General features: G+C 55.5%; 13 protein-coding genes. 3 read left to right on the top strand and 10 right to left on the bottom strand.

Features of this window, described 5'->3' with window-relative positions:
* Positions 1–41: 41 nt before the first annotated feature.
* The 10 genes from C6362_RS02950 to C6362_RS02905 form a co-directional block, all read right to left on the bottom strand.
* Positions 42–668 carry a hypothetical protein gene (locus C6362_RS02950; RefSeq protein ID WP_014015276.1) on the bottom strand — a complete coding sequence of 209 codons (627 nt, stop codon included), beginning with the start codon at positions 666–668 and terminating at the stop codon, positions 42–44.
* Positions 669–691: 23 nt separating this feature from the next.
* Entirely contained in the window at positions 692–1,579 is an 888-nt protein-coding gene (locus tag C6362_RS02945; RefSeq protein WP_014015275.1) for a radical SAM protein, read from the bottom strand.
* A 73-nt stretch (positions 1,580–1,652) separates the two neighbouring features.
* The gene (locus tag C6362_RS02940; protein ID WP_014015274.1) at positions 1,653–2,552 is read right to left on the bottom strand and encodes a DMT family transporter; all 900 of its coding nucleotides are present in this window, start codon (positions 2,550–2,552) and stop codon (positions 1,653–1,655) included.
* An 87-nt stretch (positions 2,553–2,639) separates the two neighbouring features.
* Positions 2,640–3,326 (bottom strand): MmcQ/YjbR family DNA-binding protein, encoded by a 687-nt coding sequence (locus C6362_RS02935; protein ID WP_014015273.1) that lies wholly within the window; start codon positions 3,324–3,326, stop codon positions 2,640–2,642.
* Between the two features lie 538 nt (positions 3,327–3,864).
* A complete protein-coding gene (gene gltB, locus C6362_RS02930; RefSeq protein WP_014015272.1) occupies positions 3,865–8,427 on the bottom strand; it encodes a glutamate synthase large subunit in 4,563 nt (1,520 codons plus the stop codon).
* A 187-nt stretch (positions 8,428–8,614) separates the two neighbouring features.
* Positions 8,615–9,295, bottom strand: a complete 681-nt coding sequence (locus C6362_RS02925) for a uracil-DNA glycosylase (protein WP_014015271.1) — start codon at positions 9,293–9,295, stop codon at positions 8,615–8,617.
* Positions 9,296–9,311: 16 nt separating this feature from the next.
* Positions 9,312–10,922 (bottom strand): ArnT family glycosyltransferase, encoded by a 1,611-nt coding sequence (locus C6362_RS02920; RefSeq protein WP_014015270.1) that lies wholly within the window; start codon positions 10,920–10,922, stop codon positions 9,312–9,314.
* Positions 10,923–10,932: 10 nt separating this feature from the next.
* Positions 10,933–12,492 (bottom strand): ArnT family glycosyltransferase, encoded by a 1,560-nt coding sequence (locus C6362_RS02915; protein WP_014015269.1) that lies wholly within the window; start codon positions 12,490–12,492, stop codon positions 10,933–10,935.
* On the bottom strand, positions 12,489–13,082 hold the full coding sequence (locus C6362_RS02910) for a DedA family protein (protein WP_014015268.1): 594 nt from the start codon (positions 13,080–13,082) through the stop codon (positions 12,489–12,491). Before C6362_RS02910 ends, C6362_RS02915 begins: the two co-directional genes overlap by 4 nt.
* A gap of 89 nt (positions 13,083–13,171) precedes the next feature.
* Positions 13,172–14,122: a hypothetical protein gene (locus C6362_RS02905; RefSeq protein WP_014015267.1), complete on the bottom strand. Its 951-nt coding sequence runs from the start codon at positions 14,120–14,122 to the stop codon at positions 13,172–13,174.
* Positions 14,123–14,252: 130 nt separating this feature from the next.
* Here C6362_RS02905 and C6362_RS02900 point away from each other — a divergent pair, with 130 nt between their 5' ends.
* From C6362_RS02900 to C6362_RS02890, 3 genes are all read left to right on the top strand, one after another.
* On the top strand, positions 14,253–14,975 hold the full coding sequence (locus C6362_RS02900; RefSeq protein ID WP_014015266.1) for an MgtC/SapB family protein: 723 nt from the start codon (positions 14,253–14,255) through the stop codon (positions 14,973–14,975).
* 155 nt (positions 14,976–15,130) lie between these two features.
* Positions 15,131–16,399 carry a pyridoxal phosphate-dependent aminotransferase gene (locus C6362_RS02895; RefSeq protein ID WP_014015265.1) on the top strand — a complete coding sequence of 423 codons (1,269 nt, stop codon included), beginning with the start codon at positions 15,131–15,133 and terminating at the stop codon, positions 16,397–16,399.
* Positions 16,400–16,573: 174 nt separating this feature from the next.
* Positions 16,574–17,626 carry an ADP-ribosylglycohydrolase family protein gene (locus C6362_RS02890; RefSeq protein ID WP_014015264.1) on the top strand — a complete coding sequence of 351 codons (1,053 nt, stop codon included), beginning with the start codon at positions 16,574–16,576 and terminating at the stop codon, positions 17,624–17,626.
* The last annotated feature ends 11 nt before the right edge of the window (positions 17,627–17,637 follow it).

The raw sequence follows: 17,637 nt of genomic DNA, 5'->3' as shown, positions 1-17,637 counted from the left end.
AGCCTCTTTTTTTACGAGCCACGAGCCACTAATCCCTAACCTCAAATGGCCTGCGGGAAGGTGTTGGTCAGGATTTTTGCTCCGCCTTCGGTGGTCCGGGTCTGCAATGTCGTGCCACCGGCAGCGATGTCTTCGATGTCCGTCGGGATGCGCTTATAGGGCAGCTTCTTCATAATGCGGTCCATCGATTCCGTCAGGATTTCGTTGGGGTCGTTCAGAATCGATGCCGATTCGACTTCACGGCCTTTGTCGCTATAGCTCCTGAAAGTATCGCTCCGCTTATCGTAGGCATATACCGTCAGGTGATAGAGACATTCCGTGATGATTTCGTCGTCATCATAGCGCCAGAATCCGGCCATGTGCTGCCGCCAGTACCAGGTCTGGACGACCGGGACCAGGACGACGTCGGCTTTATACTGAGCCGCCAGGGTGCGCAGCGTATCGATATTGACGTCGGACGGCGACAGGGCGGTATCCGTTTCGATGCGGTCCCAGTAGGGGATGCGGAAGGGCTGTTTCAGCCGGCTTTTCATGAAACGGGCCGCATAGCTGTCCTGGGTCGTATCGGCGATGACGACGGTCCGCATGTTATCGAAGCGCGGGCTGTCAGCCAGGGCCGTCGTGACCGACAGGAAACAGAGAAGGAGCAGGAGACAGAGTTTTTTCATGAGGCAACACCTCCAGCAAAAAATCAGAAATTGCCGTTATCGTTGAGTAGTGGCAGCGTGTCATCGACTTGCGGGATGTAGCGTTCCAAGGCGGCCAGCATCTTTTCCTTGTCCATCGGCAGGGTGCCGCCGACAGGCAGGAGATTGGAAACGTGGTTGCTGCGGAAGATACAGGGCTTGGTCATTTCCGTATGGCGCAGGATCATGTCCAGTTCCTTGAGGAAACCCCGTGCCGTCAAGGGCGTGAACGTCCCTTCGACGACATCCTGATAGAGCGGGACTTCGTGAGGAATGATGAGCGACAAGGCGCTGAGCATGGTCGGATTGATGGCCGATACGACTTGGGCCGTATGCAGGGCGTGTTCTTTCGTCCGTTCCTGACCGCCCAGGCCGAGGAGGATCATCGTCGACAGTTTCATGCCGGCAGCCAGGGCTTTTTTCCCGGCTTCGATGGTGAGGGCCGCTGTCGTCCCCTTATCGACGAGTTTCAGGACGTCATCGTCGCCGCTTTCGATGCCCATGTAGACGATGGCCAGACCGGCTTCGCGAAGACGTTTCAATTCTTCCGGGGTCTTGCGGACCAGGTCGGCCGGCGTCGCATAGGCGCCGATGCGGTTCAGGTTGGGGAATTTTTCGTAGCACTTCTTCATGATAGCGATGAGCTTGTCCGTTGGCAGGACCAGGGCGTCGCCATCGGCCAGAAAGATACGGCGGATAAAGGGCATGGCATAAGCGCCGCGCTCGATGATCCCTTCGATTTCCTCCATGGGACGGATGCGGAACTTAGAAGCTTTGTACATATCGCAGAAACGGCAAGTATTGTGAGAACAGCCGATAGTAACGCGCAGAATGAAGCTGCGGGCTTCACTAGGCGGGCGGAAGACAAGGCCGCCAGCATCATCAATAATCATAAGTAACACACCTTTCTTCAAAGATGAAAAAAACATTAGTCGTTCATCTCTTATTATACACGAAAAGTACGTATTACGAAATAGCTGGTTTCTTCTGCAAGATGATGATGAAGACCGTCGCGATGATGCAGGCATAACCGATGAGTTCAACCGTATGGAAGGTCGTGCCCAAGGCGATAGCCGAAACTACGGAAGCGATGACCGGTTCCAGCGTTCCCAGGAGCGTCGCTTTCATCGGTCCGATTTCGCTGATGCCTGTGACGAAAGCCGTAAAGGACAAGGCCGTGCCGATGATGATGATAAAAGCGACGGCCAGCCAGCCCGTCAGGTCCAAAACAGGCCAGAGTGTCCAGACCTGACAAGATACGCTCAGGAACAGCCCGCCGATCATCATGCCTAACCCGTTGGCGACAGCGGCGCCCCAATTCGCGGCCAGCCCTTGAGACAAGACGGGATAGGTGACACAGGCAACGGCGCCAATAAGCCCCCAAGTCAGTCCTAAAGGGGAAATGACCATTGCCGATGGAGTCCCATCTGTTGCGGCTAGATAGACGCCGCCAAAGGCCAGGAAGACCGATATGATTTCCCTGGCTGTGGGCCGTTTGTGAAAACGGACGGCTAAATAAAGAGACATGAAAACGACACTTAATGTTTGCAAGACCGTCGCCGTGCCGGCATTCGAGTTCTTTATGGCTGATAAATAAGAAAACTGGCTCAAAATAAGACCGAAGAGGGCAAAAAGAATTAATTGGCGCAGGCTGATCGGGTCATGAAGCATAAGACGTATTTCGGCCTTCTTTGTCGGCCAAATCATGAGGGTCAGGAACAGGCCGGCCAGGCACATGCGTATCGACGCCAGCCACGACGGTTCTACGGTATAATGAGAAAGCAGGAACTGGCTGACGACCCCATTGAAACCCCATGATGTCGCCCCGATGACACAAGCTATGATACCATGCTGCGTTTTTGTCATACTAAGACCTCCTCTGCCTGCGGCTACCTATTTGTCCCTATAGTATACACGAGGGAAAGGAGGGGTGCAAGGGCTTATCCCACCAGGCTAAGTGGTCGTTAACTGATAGCTGGTGTTGATGAGCTCCCCAATCTTTTCATCCGCTAAGGTTTCATCCAGGACCACAGAAATCCATGTCTTGTGATTCATGTGGTAAGCGGGATAGATGCCGGGGGTTTTCCGTAGCTCTTCTCCCTGTGCTGGGGAAATCTTTACATTTAGGATATCGATGGGAGACGTGTTTCCATCTTTATTCAGCACATCTCTTGTTACATTCATGATGAGGGCAAACCATTTCCGGTTGGACCTATGGCGAAAGGCTCCGTATGACTGATACCGGGCGGAATGTTCCCAGGGAAAATCCGGTTTGACCTGGAAATGGTCCAAGATGGCCTGGGTCAGCCGGTTGGCCTGAGATGAAGCAAACAGGACGTCGCTGCAGCAGGAATCTGCAATATCCGTGAGCAGGGAGCGATAGGCAGAACGGACCCGGTTCACATAAGGCCCAGTAGCCGTTTCCTGTCGCAGCTGATAGTACTCATCCTGGGTCATCGAATCGATGACCTTGCCCGTCACCTGTCCTTTGGGGGTAACGGAAAGGACGGTTTTGAAATCTCCGTCAAGAAATGGTTTTTCAAGAATATAAGTTTTGTTTGCTTTATGAAAGCCATAGGCGAGCATTTTACTTTCTATCCACCGTTTGCGGGAAAAGACAGTTTCCTCGATGGGAATCATCGGGCCAGCACCTCTTTTTCTAAATACTATCTCCCAAAAATGAAGCAGCAAACTCAAAGAGAATTTGTTGTTTCATTAATTATATATCAGAAAAATCCTTATATCAATTTATTATTAGTATAGCAAATCAAGTCGGATGCCTGGCCCCTGGCTGGTGACATTGCGGGAACGACCTCGGCCTGCACGGTCATTATGGACCGTGTAGGATGCCGTGCGTGCTATTTGCGTCCGGCGTGCTGCTTTGTTTGAGCGTAGCGAGTTTCAGCACGCCAGAAAATGGCACTCTCGGCAAGAGGAGTGGAGCACGCGAACCAGCCAGGGGCCAGGCGGCCGACGGTAACCTCTCCAGAAGAACCTCTCAGACCGCCGTTGGCGGCCAGCTCCCCTAGTATGGGAGCCTTTTGTATTCCTGCACTTTATCCCGAACAACGAACAATTTAAAAAGAATGTCACACGAAGGTTTGGCCATCCGCTAACCCCTAGTCACTAGCTGCTAACCACTAAAAAGGCGCTGTCGCATCGCGACAGCGCCTTTTTTTTATTTCTTTCCGTTCTTTCCGTGTTTCTTTTCGAATGCAATCATGTGTGCTTCTTGGTCGGTATGGCCTTCGGCTTCCGCCTGGGCGATGAGGGCGACCATTTCTTCATAGGCTTCGGGGATGACTTTGGTCAGGTGAGTGACGGTGTCGTCCCAGTTTTCTAAGAGGATATGGCCCAAGTTGCTGTCCGTGTATTTGACGTGTTTTTCCAACATCGTCTTGACGGCCGCTTTTTCATCGTCATCCGTGAGCGGTTCCAGTTTGACCAGGTCTTTATTGCATTTGTTCGGATCCAGGTCATAGACGTAGGCGATACCGCCGGACATGCCGGCAGCAAAGTTGCGCCCTGTCTGGCCGAGGATGAGGACCCGGCCGCCGGTCATGTATTCGCAGCCGTGGTTGCCGACGCCTTCGACGACGGCGCTGATGCCGCTGTTGCGGACGCAGAAGCGTTCACCGGCCGTGCCGTTGATGTAAGCTTCGCCGCTGGTCGCGCCGTAGAAGGCGACGTTGCCGATGATGATGTTGTCTTCCGCCGGGAAGACCGATTCCCGCGGCGGCGATACGATGATCTTGCCACCCGACAGGCCTTTGCCGAGGTAATCGTTGGCATCGCCTTCCAGGGTCAGTGTCAGGCCATGGGGGATGAAGGCGCCGAAACTCTGGCCGGCCGAACCGACGAAGGACAAGATGATCGTGTCTTCGGCCAGGCCTTTTTCGCCATAGCGTTTGGTGATTTCACTGCCCAGGATGGTCCCGGTGACGCGGTCCGTATTCTTGATGCGCAGGCGGGCGCGGATATGTTTCTGTTCTTCCAGGGCCGGACGGCACATGCGGACCAGTTTGGACATATCCAGGGTCGTGTTGATCTTGTGGTCCTGAGGTGTTGTGAAGTGCTGGCCGACGGAAGCGTCGGTGTACGGACGGTACAGGAGGTTCTTCAGGTTGACCGTCTTGGCTTTCCAGTTGCCGAAGTGATCGCGCTGTTTCAGGCAATCGTAGCGGCCGACCATTTCGTCGATGGTATGGAAGCCCAGGCGGGCCATGATTTCCCGCAGGTCCTGTGCGACGAAGCGCATGAAGTTGATGATGTATTCCGGTTTGCCCTTGAAGCGTTTGCGCAGTTTTTCGTCCTGTGTGCAGACGCCGTACGGGCAGGTGTTGAGGTGGCAGACACGCAGCATATGGCAGCCGATGGCCAGGAGCGGCGCCGTACCGAAACCGAAGACTTCAGCGCCGAAGAGGGCGGCGATGGCGACGTCGCGGCCGGTGAGCAGTTTGCCGTCGACTTCCAGGGTGACGCGGTCGCGCAGGCGGTTGAGGAGCAGTGTCTGCTGGACTTCGGACAGGCCGATTTCCCAGGGCAGGCCGGCATGGCGCAGGCTGGTACGCGGCGAAGCGCCGGTCCCGCCGTCATAGCCGCTGACGACGATGTCGTCGGCTTTTGCTTTGACGACACCGGCTGCAATCGTGCCGATGCCGGCGCCGGACGTCAATTTGACGCCGATCGTAGCCTTGCGGTTGGCGTTCTTGAGGTCGAAGATAAGTTCGGCCAGGTCTTCGATGGAGTAGATATCGTGATGAGGCGGAGGTGAAATGAGGGCGACACCGGTCGTAGCATGACGGGTCTTGGCGATGTCCGGGTAGACTTTATTGCCCGGCAGATGGCCGCCTTCACCCGGTTTTGCCCCCTGCGAGCATTTAATCTGCAGTTCGTCGGCGTGGATGAGGTAATCGCTGGTGACGCCGAAACGGGCCGAGGCGACCTGTTTGATGCGGTCGTTCGTTTCCGTATTGAAGCGGGCCGAGTCTTCGCCGCCTTCACCGGTGTTGCTCATGCCGCCTAAGCGATTCATGGCCGTAGCGACACATTCATGGGCTTCCTTGCTGAGGGCGCCGTAACTCATGGCACCAGTGCGGAAGCGCTTGACGATGGAGTCGACCGGTTCGACTTCTTCGATAGGGATGCTGCTGCCGGCAGGATATTCGAAATCCAAGAGGTCGCGCAGGCGGAAGATAGTCTGGCGGTTGACGTGGTCGGCGTATTTCTTATACGTCGCATAGTCGTCGTTCTGGACGGCCTTCTGCAGGAGCTGGACCGTTTCCGGGTCGATGATGTGCGGCTGGCCGCCTTTATGGTACTGATAGAAGTCGCCCCGTTCCAATTTATCGCCTGTGCTGTACGCTTCTTCGTGGCGCAGGGCGTTTTCTTTGGCGATTTCGGCAATGCCCAGGCCTTCGATGCGGGACGGCGTGTTGCAGAAATATTTGTCGATCAAGTCCTGCTTGATGCCGACGGCTTCAAAAATCTGTGCGCCGTGGTAGCTGTGGACTGTAGAAATGCCCATCTTGGACATGACGGCCAGGATGCCTTTGACGGCGGCGTCGATGTAGTTCTGTTTGGCCGTTTCATAATCGATTTTCTGGAGCTTCTTGTTGGCAATGAGTTCCTTGATCGATTCCAGGGCGATGTACGGGTTGATGGCCGTAATGCCGTAGCCGATGAGGGTGCAGAAGTGATGGACTTCGCGCGGTTCGCCCGATTCCAGGATGAGGCCGACGTCGGAACGGACGGCCTTGTCGATGAGGTAATGGTGCAGGGCTGCCGAGGCCAGGAGGGCCGGGATGGCGGCCATGCGGGAGTTGACGCCGCGGTCGGACAGGACGAGGATGTTGGCGCCGTTCTTGATGGCCTTCAAGGCGTCGATGCACAGCGATTCGATGGCCGTTTCCATGCCTTCGGCACCGCTGTTGACGGGATAGAGCATGGACAGCGTGGCTGCACGCAGTTTCGGCGTCATGAGGGACTTGATGACCGACATCTGTTCGTTGGTCAGGATCGGTCCTTTGAGGTATAAGGCTGCCGTCGATGCTTCGTTCGGTTCCATGATGTTGGCGACGTTGCCGGCCATGACTGCCGACGACATGACCGTCTTTTCGCGGACGCCGTCGATAGCCGGGTTGGTGACCTGGGCAAAGTTTTCTTTGAAATAATCATAGAGGAGCTGCGGACGGTCGTTGAGGACGGCCAAAGGTACGTCGACGCCCATGGAGTCGATGGCGTGCTGGGCATCGCGGGCCATGGGCAGGATGACTTTGTCCATGTCTTCCTGGGTATAGCCGAAGACCTTTTCCTGTTCCTTCAGGTCATAGGGGATGATGGCATCGCTGTTGGCGATGTTCTGGCCCGTCATGAGATCGTCGAGGTTGACGATATGTTCTTTGTACCATTCATGGTAGGGGTGTTCCGTGGCGATTTCATGCTTGATTTCGTCGTCGTCGATGATGCGCTGTTTATTCGTATCGACGAGGAGCATCTTGCCCGGTTCCAGGCGGCCTTTATAGAGGACGTCTTCCGGCGGGATGTTGACGACGCCGACTTCGGAACTTACGATGACCCGGTCGTCGCGGGTGACATAGTAGCGGGCCGGGCGCAGGCCGTTGCGGTCGAGCATGCCGCCGATGACCGTGCCGTCGCAGAAGCCGATAGCTGCCGGGCCGTCCCACTGTTCGAGCATGAAGTTATGGTAGCGGTAGAAATCACGTTTTTCATCGCTCATGAGGGGATCCCGTTCCCAAGGTTCCGGAATCATCATCATCATGGCGTGGGGCAGGGAGTGGCCTGTCATGTACAAGTATTCCAGGCAGTTGTCGAACATGGACGAGTCGCTGCCCGTATCGTCGACGACGGGGAAGACTTTTTCCATATCCGGGAAGAAGTCCGATTTCGACTTGCCTTCACGGGCGTTGAGCCAGTTGATATTGCCCTGGATAGTGTTGATTTCCCCATTGTGGACGATATAACGGTTCGGATGGGCCCGGGCCCAGCTGGGGAAGGTATTGGTACTGAAACGGGAATGGATGAGAGCCATGGATGTGACGAAATCCAGGTCCGACAGGTCGAGGAAGAAGTGGCGCAGCTGCATAGACGTCAGCATGCCCTTGTAGACGATGGTCTTCGACGACAGGCTGGCGATGTAGAAGTCCGTGCCGTTCTTCTGGCTTTCCGGGACGATGGCTTTTTCGGCCAGTTTGCGGATGACGTACAGTTTCCGTTCAAAGTCCATTTGGGTCTTCATGGTCGGGTCTTTGCGGATGAAGACCTGCAGGAAATGGGGACACGTCTGTTTGGCGATATTGCCGATCAGGCTTTCATCGACCGGGACGTCGCGCCAGCCGAGGATGGACAGGCCTTCGGAGCGGACGATGTCTTCAAAGGCTTCCATCTGTTTCTTGCGGAACGTTTCATAGCGGTGGGCAAAAATCATGCCGACGCCGTATTCGCCTTCGTCGGGCAGGGAAAAGCCCAGGACTTCACATTCGCGTTTAAAGAACTGGTGTGGAATCTGGACCAGGATGCCGGCGCCGTCGCCGCTGTTGGCGTCGGCCCCTTCGGCACCGCGGTGACGGAGGTTTTCCAGGATGGTCAGGGCATCGTCGATGATGCCGTAGGACTTCTTCCCTTTTATATTGGCAACGATACCGATGCCACAGGCATCGTGTTCATATGACGGATCGTACAGGCCCTGCGGGCTCGGCAGATCGCGCATTTCTTTATTCATACGTAATCCCCCTTTGGGTATACAAAAACGAGCCGTCACTGTATGAGAGAGAAGGCTCGTATATACTGTGGTGTACCTATGATTATAAACAATTTGTGAAGTCGATGCAATGATTTTCTTGCATGTTTTCGTAAAAACGCTGATAAATTTAATGTAAAAATCAAATTTAACCGATTTTTTAAAGGAATTATTGGGAAAAACGTGCGAACTGTTCCCGGAAGAGGCTGGCACCACCGTTTGCCGGATGGCGCATGGCCAGGGCCGGGAAGCCGGCATTTTGCAGGGTTTCTGCCGATTTCCTGCCGATGGCGGCCAGGCGGATATCGGGACGGCAGTACTGCAGCAGGGCTTTGGCGTATACGAGGCCTTCGGCCAGCTCGCTGTCCGTCGGCGTGCGGTTGGAAAAAGGCGAAGCCTTATAAGGATGGAAGGGAAAGATGTTCCATAACAGGACGTCGCGCGGATCCAGGCCGTTATCGACAACGGCACCCCAGACATAGGTGTCCGTCGGTTCATTCATGCCTTTTTCCCGCTGGGGCCGGCTGGTCATGTAAGGGCTGTCGGGCCGGCTCGTGCGCTGGCCGCGATGGCCCAGGATGATGGCGGAGCCTATCTGTTTATGCTGGTCCAGGAGCATGCGTTCGCAGGTGATGGGGATGCCTGTGAAGCGGCAGCCCTGGTAGCCAGCGGCTTCGGCGACGAGGACGATGCGGGCCTTGGACAGGCGCGGCGCCAGGTAGTCACGCAGCTGCTGGCAGCGGATGGCCGGGGCGTCCGGACCGAGGTCACAGGATTCGTCGTATTCGGACCAGGGATTGAAGACGCCTGGGCGATGATAGGTGCAGAGTTTTTGGATGAGTTCTTCCATGGGAAATCCTCCTGTCCTAAGGAATGGGCTTGAAAACGTGGTATGGGCCGGATTGGCCGGTTTCATGGGTCAGATTGAAAAATTTCGAGGCTTTATAATCCTTATATTTCCCTTCCGGGACGACGATCGTCAGGGACTGATGCTGGGTCAGTCTGGTCAAGACCTGAGCTTCTGCCTCTGTCGGGTAGACGTGTTTCTTGGCCCAGACGGCATCGCGCTGGAGCCGGGCGCTTTCATCGTAGTCCGCCGGTGCCGTCCAGTATGCCGGCTGTCCCGTATAATAGGGATAGGACGTGCGGTATTCTTCAAAGAAATAGACCGGGCCCTGATTGGCCAGGCTCGTCAAGGTCTGGGCCGACCGGTACTGATAGAAGGGCACCAAGACCTGGAAGGTCACGATGAGGTAAGTGACGGCTGTCGCCGTGACGAGGAAAAAGGGCAGGGCCAGATAAGCTTTCTGCCACCAGGCCAGCCAGGTCAGGATGGCCATGATGATCAGGAAGACAGTCAACAAGAGCAGGCTCGGGACCGGAAAAGGAGTTTTTCCCGTAAAGGCCGTCAGCGAAGCGAAGAGCAGGCCGTAAAGGGAAGCCGGGATGAGGGCTGCCAGCCAGGCATAGCGGGCGTCTTCGTCGAGCCAGTCCTGCATCGTGCAGGCGCCGAGATATAAGAGGGGCCAGTTGGCGATGTACGCGTATGTCGGGTATTTCGTCGCCATGAGGCTGTAGAACAAAATCGTCCCCAAGGCCCAGAGTGCCATGAAGACGTATTCATCGTGATGGCTGCGCCGCCGCCACAGGCCGTACAGGCAGGGACCGGTCCATGGCAGGAGGCTGACCGGGACGAGGACGATATAATAATACCAGACATCGTATTCGGGATGTTCCGATACGGTGGCCCGGACGACGTTGTTGAAGCCCAGCAGGCCGTCGATGAAGTCCATGCCATGGCGGTTGTACATGGGACCGTACCAGCTCAGGCAGAGGAGGAGAAAGAGGACGATGCCGACTGGCGGGAAAAGTCTTTTAAGATAATCGGACCGGCGCTGGATGGCGATAAAGAGCAGCAGGAACAGGCCGGGCAGGACCAGGCCGACCGGGCCTTTGGTCAGGACGGCGCCGGCTGCCATGACATAAGCTGCCGTGACGTAGCTTTTCTTTCCTTCGGTCAGGCCGATGTAGGCGAAGAACAAGGTAGCGCCACTGAAGAAATACAAGGGCTGATCGGTGATGACAGAACGGCTGATGAACCAGCCGATGAGGGACGTGCCTGTCATGGCGGCGAAGAGGATGGCTGTCAGGCGGCGTCCTGTCTGGCGCAGGGCGAACCAGGCCGCCAGGGTGCATGAAGCTGCGCCGAAGAGGACGGCCGGCAGGCGGGCAGCCAGGTCGGTCGTACCTAAAAGACTGTAGGACAGGCTCAGGAGCCAGTACAGGAAAATGGGCTTATCATACCAGTAGGTGCCGTAAATCTGCGGAGAGAGCCAGTCGCCGCTGCGGACCATTTCTAAAGCCGTCAGGGCGTAATTCGATTCGACCGGGTCGGTGACGGCCAGCTGGGAGATGCCGGCGGCCAGGAAGAGGAAAGCCGCCATGAAGATGACGGCCAGGAAGGTGCGCTGTTTCATGGGATACCTCCTAGGGATGATTGATGAGGATGACCTGCGTCGGCGTTTCGGCGGCGATACCGAAGCGGTCGATCAAGTGTTGGGACTTGGCCAGTTTGTGGAACGTCGATTTCGACATGATGAGGAAAATCTTATCCTTTGTCTGTAATAAGGCTTCCAGGTCCGGGTCCTTGACGGGGTCCCACTCGCGCCCGTACATACCGCTGTAATAGGAGATACCCGGGCGCAGGAACTTTTCGATATAGAGCATGGAATGGCCGTCGTAGACGTCCGGCAGGATCTGGGCCGTGTCATAGGAGGTGACATGGTCTTTGAACTGGGGAATGATGAAGCCGAAAACGGCCCAGGAGAAAGCGGTCATGGTCACGATGCCGGCGATGAAAGCGGCCCGATAATAATGGCGCCATAAGCAGACCGCCGGCAGGAACAAGGCCGCTGCCAGCAGGCAGGAACCCCAGAGGATGGCCGGACGGAAAAAGGACGCTTCCTCGTGGAGGGGGATGGCATTACAGGCTAGGACGGCCAGCCCCAGGAGATATAAGGTCAGGAGCAGGGGCCGTGAGAATTTTCGTTCGATATAGCAGCGGTAGCCGTACCAGCCCAGCAGGTAAGCCGTCGGCGGAAACATGGGGGCAATGTACGTGACCAGCTGGGTCTTGGAGAAGGAGAAGAAGAGGAAGATGAACGCGGCCCAGACCAGGCAGTACTGCAGCGTATCCCGGAAGGGGTCCCGTTTTTTGAACAGTCGCCAGAGCGTCGGGAACAAGGCCGCTGTCCAGGGCATCATAGCGGCGAAGAGGATGGGGATGAAGAAGAAAATACTGTTCTGGCCCGGATGTTCCGGCGCGGCGAAGCGGGTGATGTTGTGATAGCCGATGAAGGTGTCCAGGAAGACTTCGCCGTGGACCTTATACATCAGGAAGTACCAGGGCAGGCCGACGGCAAAAGCCAGCAGGATGCCCTGGGGGATCTTCATGTGTTTCATGAGCGTCCACTGCCGTGTCCAGGCCAGGTAGATGAGCATGATCAGGGCCGGGAAGGCATAGCCGACGGGGCCTTTGGCCAGGAGTGACAGGCCGCAGAAAATATAGGCTATATAATACTTTTTACGGTAAAAGGAAATCATCGTCACCGTCAGGGTGAACATGAGGGTCATGTCGGTGACGGCGGCCTTGCCGATATACATGAAGCCCGCACTGGTCACCAGGAGCAGGGCTGAGAGGAAGGCGATGGGTTTATTGAATAATTCTTTCCCCTGGACATAGACGTACAGTGTCGTGGCCAGGGCCATGATGACGCTGGGCAGGCGGGACGAGATGTCGGAAATGCCGAAGAAGCTGTATGACAGCATTTCAAGCCAGTAGAAGAGTGGTGGTTTATCGTACCAATATTGGCCGAAAATGCGCGGCGACAGCCAATCCCCGGCCAACAGCATTTCCCGCGCCGTTTCGCCGTAGACCGGTTCGTCCGGGTCCATGAGGGGCGCAGCACCTAAAAATGGCAGCAAGATGATTGCTGCCACTAAGGCGACGGTCAAGCCGTACCGATTTTTTAAGAACCATTGTTTCATGCTACATTTCTCCGGCGGCGTTTATGCCATACGAATACGACGGCGGCGACGACACAGAGGGCAGCGACGGCCATGAGGAAGATGTGGTTGTACTGGATGAGGTCGCGCCAATGGCTGCCCAAGAGAGAGCCGGCCCATACGAGGAGCAGCGTCCAGGGGATGGTACCGATGATGGTGAAAATGACGAAGCGCCAGAAAGGATAGCGGGCTACGCCGGCCGGGAAGGAAATGAACGTGCGCACGCCGGGCAGGCAGCGGCAGATAATGACGGCGATGCCGCCGTACTTGTTGAACAGGTCTTCGGCCATGCGGAATTTGCGTTCATTGAAGAAGATGTATTTGCCATACTTTAACAGTAACGGCCGGCCACCGTAAGAGCCGAGCCAGTAGCTGATGATCGAGCCGACGACACCGGCGATGCAGGCTACGGCAAAGGTCGTCCAGAATGAAAAAATCTGCTGGGAAATGAGGAAACCGGCGAACCCGAGTACGACTTCGCTGGGAATGGGGATATTGGCATTTTCCAATGCCATAGCCACGAACATAGCGATATAGCCATACGATTCCATGAGTTGTAATAATGTATCCAAGTAGGCACACTCCTTATCCATAATGTAAAGAAACAAACTTGCTATCTATCATAGCACAGATGGCTTGCCGGGGCTAGTATTTCGGACCATTATCCCTTGCTTTTAAAGCATGGGATGTGGAGCAGGGCATAGCGGCAGAGCAGGTAGCCATAAATCGCCAGGACGAGGGCCGTAATGACGATTTTCAGCCATAGGGCGACGGCCAGAGGCTGTAAGAACCACATCGAATGGATGATGATCGGTTCGCTGACGAAGAACAGGCCGTAGGAAATGCGGTGCAGCGTGTGGGACCAGGCCGTATGCGCGTTGAACTGCTGGCGGAAGCAGGCCGACAGGCCCAGGACAGAAGCGATGAGCAATAACGTCGGTGTCAGCGCCGTCAGGATCGTCGCGCCTTTGCCGGGCATCCAGGCCGCGTAGACGCCGACCATGATGGCAAAGCCCAGGAGCCCGTTGCCCTTGGGCTGATAGCCGGACGGCGTGAACCAGCGATGGCGGAAGGCATAGACGCCTAAGCCAAAGGAGAAGAAAGACAGGACCAGCCAGTCCGGACGGACTTGGGCGATATAGGGGATAGCCAGGGACTGGGGCAGGCAGGCCTGGCAGAAGAAGAGGGCCGCTGCCAGGATGACGATGAAAGCCAGCAGGAACGGGACGGAGGGCTTCGAGGCGATGCGATGCTGCAAGATGTTATGGTTGAGCTGTTTGACCAGGGCTAATCCGGCAAAGAGCAGGAAGAGCCAGGGCAGGACCCATGACGTGACCGGCAGGCTGGCAGTCACCAGTTGTTCCTCCATGCCCAGGAGCAGCAGGACCAGGCCCGGCCAGCCCAGGCGTTTCCCTTTATTCTTGAGGAAGAAGGATATCGTGCGGATGCGCAGGGCCGAGGCTCCGAAGTAGGCACTGATGAAAAAGACGATGGAAATGGCGATGACCGCACTTTCCTCATAGAAAGCGTGCCAAGGCTGAAGCAATAACGCGGCCAGCGTCAATACGACGGCGGCACTGCGCAGATTATCGAAATAAATGAAGCGGTTCATGGGAATGACCTTCTTTCTTTGAGGCGGAGAAAACATTTTGCTTGTTCTTTCCTTCCTCTCTATACTATAATATCATTATAACGTTTTCTTAACGGATGTAAAAAATATTTTGAAAGAAGTTGAGCCTATTATGATTTCTACGGAAGACAGCATCATCCGCCTGATTATAGCCCTTATCCTGGGCGGACTCATCGGTTATGAACGGCAGGCCCAAAGCAAGTCTGCCGGCCTTCGGACGCATACCCTGGTCTGCGTCGGTTCCTGCTTGTGTATGATTATATCCATCAACATCGCCATGGATTACTATTTCACCTTCGGCTACAACAATTCCGACCCCGAACGGATTGCGGCCCAAGTCGTATCCGGTGTCGGTTTCATCGGTGCCGGTACGATCCTGGCCAATCAGAAGGACCGCAGCGTCCGCGGCTTGACGACGGCTGCCGGCCTCTGGGCTGTTTCGGCCATCGGCCTCGTCGTCGGTGCAGGCTATCTCACCATTGCCTGTGTGGCGACGGCCCTGATTTTCCTGGTCCTGACGGTCTTCGTCCGCCTCGATGCCCGCCTGGAAGGGCGCTTCCACAAGAAGTATGTCATGCACCTAGTCATGAAGAACAATATCGGCCAGGCCCGGAAATTATCGACGTTCATCCACGATCATCATATGCATATCAAAACGTTCCATTCGCATAATGATGATGACGCGCCTTTGGCAGATATCGACATCGAATTGAAGGCGGCCCATCACATGGATGAGACGGAAATCATCAGTCAGCTCCTGGCGATGAAGGGCATCAAACAGGCGACGTTCCATGTCGATGACGGTAGTCAGGGACAGGAAAATCATGGACACTGAATTTTGTATACAAGATACTTTTTGTGTATACAGTATTTTATGCTTTTCGCTATATAAAAACTCTTTTCATAGTGCTATAATGTAGGACGTCAGGACATTTGGGGAGAACAAGTGTCCACGGAGTAAACACTACATGCAGAGAGGGGTTTTTCATTATGACGATTATGGCAGCATCGAGCCGAGAAGGCAAGACTTTACGTGACGTGGTATTCGCCGCTGGAGCGGCAGCCCGGGAGGCGGCAGCGCGGTATGGAGAAGAGAAAGTTATCAACGCGACTGTTGGCTGTTATGCCGGTGAAGATGAAAAACTGGCTTGTCTGCCTGTCGTCGAACAGTTATACCGCTCTTTGCCGATGAGCGATTTCATCACTTATGCGCCGCCCATGGGGCTGGAAGGCTACCGGAAAGCCGTCATCGATGAAACCTTTGAAGGCTGTCGGCCCGACGGCTATGTCGATGCCGTAGCTACGTCAGGCGGCACCGGTGCCATCCACATTGCCATTGCCAACTATTCGGAAGTCGGCGATGCCGTCTTGACGACGGACTGGCGCTGGAACATCTATGACTGCCTGTGCCAGGAAATCGGCCGCGATCTGCATACGTTCTCGATGATGGATGACCAGGGCCATTTCAATACGGCCGCGTTCTCGGCAGCTGTTTCCCATATCCTGCACCGCCAGGATTCGCTGCTCATCATCCTCAATACGCCGGCCAACAACCCAACGGGCTTTGCTCTGTCCGATGCAGAATGGGCCGATGTCCTCGAAGTCTGCCGCCTTCATGAAAAGAACGGCAAGCGCATCAGTATCCTCGTCGATATCGCCTATATTGCCTATGCCGGCGAAAAGAACCGCGTCCGCTCGTTCATGACCCAGTTCGCAGGCCTTCCGGAACATATCTTTACCATGTTTGCTTTCAGCATGTCCAAAGGCTATACGATGTACGGCCAGCGCGCTGGGGCCCTCGTCGGCTTGTCGTCGAGCCAAGCTGTCATCGAAGAATTTGCCAATCTGGGCAAATATTCCGCCCGCACGGCCTGGTCGAACATCAACCGCGCAGCCATGACGCTCCTGACCCGGATACGCAGCGACCGCGACCTCATGGCCCAGCTCGATCTGGAACGCCTGGCCTTCGCCAAGAGCCTGCTCCGCCGTGCCGATATCTTTACATATGAAGCCGACCGTTGCGGTCTCTCTTATGTGCCTTATAAAGGGGGCTTCTTCATTTCCATCCCGACCCAGAAATCAGCTGCCGTCTGCCAGGCCCTGGAAGACGACCTGGTCTTTGCCGGCCCCCTGGCTCAGGGCGTCCGCCTCGGCGTCTGCTCCATCCCGGAAATCAAGATGCAAGGCCTGGCCGCTATCGTAAAGAAAGCCATGGACCGCGTAGAAGGAAAGACCGATCTCCTCGTAGCCGGAAAATAAATGTTAGTAGTTCGTAGGGGCCGTCCCAAAGGGCGGCCCGTTTTTTTTATTTGCAAATTCCTATCGCAACCTGTATAATGGATATATAAACTTTTTATTATATACTACTTGAACGAAAATGTAAAATTTTTTTCGAGAAAAAGAAAAGCAGGATTACGGATAGGAGGATGCTACATGGATGGGCTAGATCGGTTTATGGGTTGCATGTTTGGTGGCGCTGTAGGTGACGCTTTGGGTTTCGTCATTGAATGTGATGATTTGAAGACGATTCATAAGAAATATGGTCCTTATGGATTGCGTACTGTTTTAAAATCGGCTAAAAATGGCAATAAGAGCCTGATTTCGGACGATACGCAGCTGGCTTTGTTCACGGCTGACGGCATGCTGTGGGCTGACCACGACGGACTGGAACCTTCAGATGGACTGTATCGGTCGTACATGCGCTGGTACTATACGCAGACAGAACGCATCATTCATCCGGAACAGGAAAAATGGATGAAGCGCCAGCCCCATGAAGTCGATTGCGACTACGACATCATGGGAGAAGAAGAACTCTTTGCCCGCCGCTCGCCGGGAAAGACCTGCCTGACATCCCTGGCCTCAGGGAAAAAGTTGTCCCGTCAGGAACCGATGAACCACAGCTGTGGCAGCAGCACGGTCATGCGGGCGGCGCCCATTGGCTTGTTTTACGCCGGTGACCCGGAAAAGGCCTTTGCCGTCGGCTGCCAGGCTGCCAGCCTGACCCACGGCGGTCCGGAAGCGTATTTGCCGACGGCGACACTGGGTGCCATGATCGCTTTCCTGGCGGCAGGAAAGGATATCAGCACGGCCCTGGGAGGCGCCTTGCGCATCTTACAGGGGGACCCGGAAGGGACGCCGCTCATGAAGACCATCCTGCGGGCTGTTGACGAAGCCGTGACCGACCGCAACCCGGTTCACTCCATGAAGAAGCTGGGACTGGGCAAGAAAGGCGATGAAGCCTTGGCCCTGTCCGTGTACTGCGTCCTCAAGACGGGGCATCTGAAAGATGCTGTCCTCATGGCCTGCAATCAGGATGGTGACAGCGATACGTGCGGCGCCATCTGCGGGAATATCATGGGCGCTCAGGATGGAGTCCAGGCCATTCCGAAGAGCTGGCGCGGCCATTTGGAATGTGAAGCGTTGATCCGCAAGCTGTCACAGTGCCTGTACGACCATAGCCAGGCTTCCCGGGAGGCCTGCCATTGATGGGTTTCAGG

Source organism: Megasphaera elsdenii DSM 20460 (assembly GCF_003010495.1).
Taxonomy (GTDB): domain Bacteria; phylum Bacillota; class Negativicutes; order Veillonellales; family Megasphaeraceae; genus Megasphaera; species Megasphaera elsdenii.
Note: the sequence above shows the minus strand (reverse complement) of the source record. Positions and strands in the feature narration are given on the sequence as shown.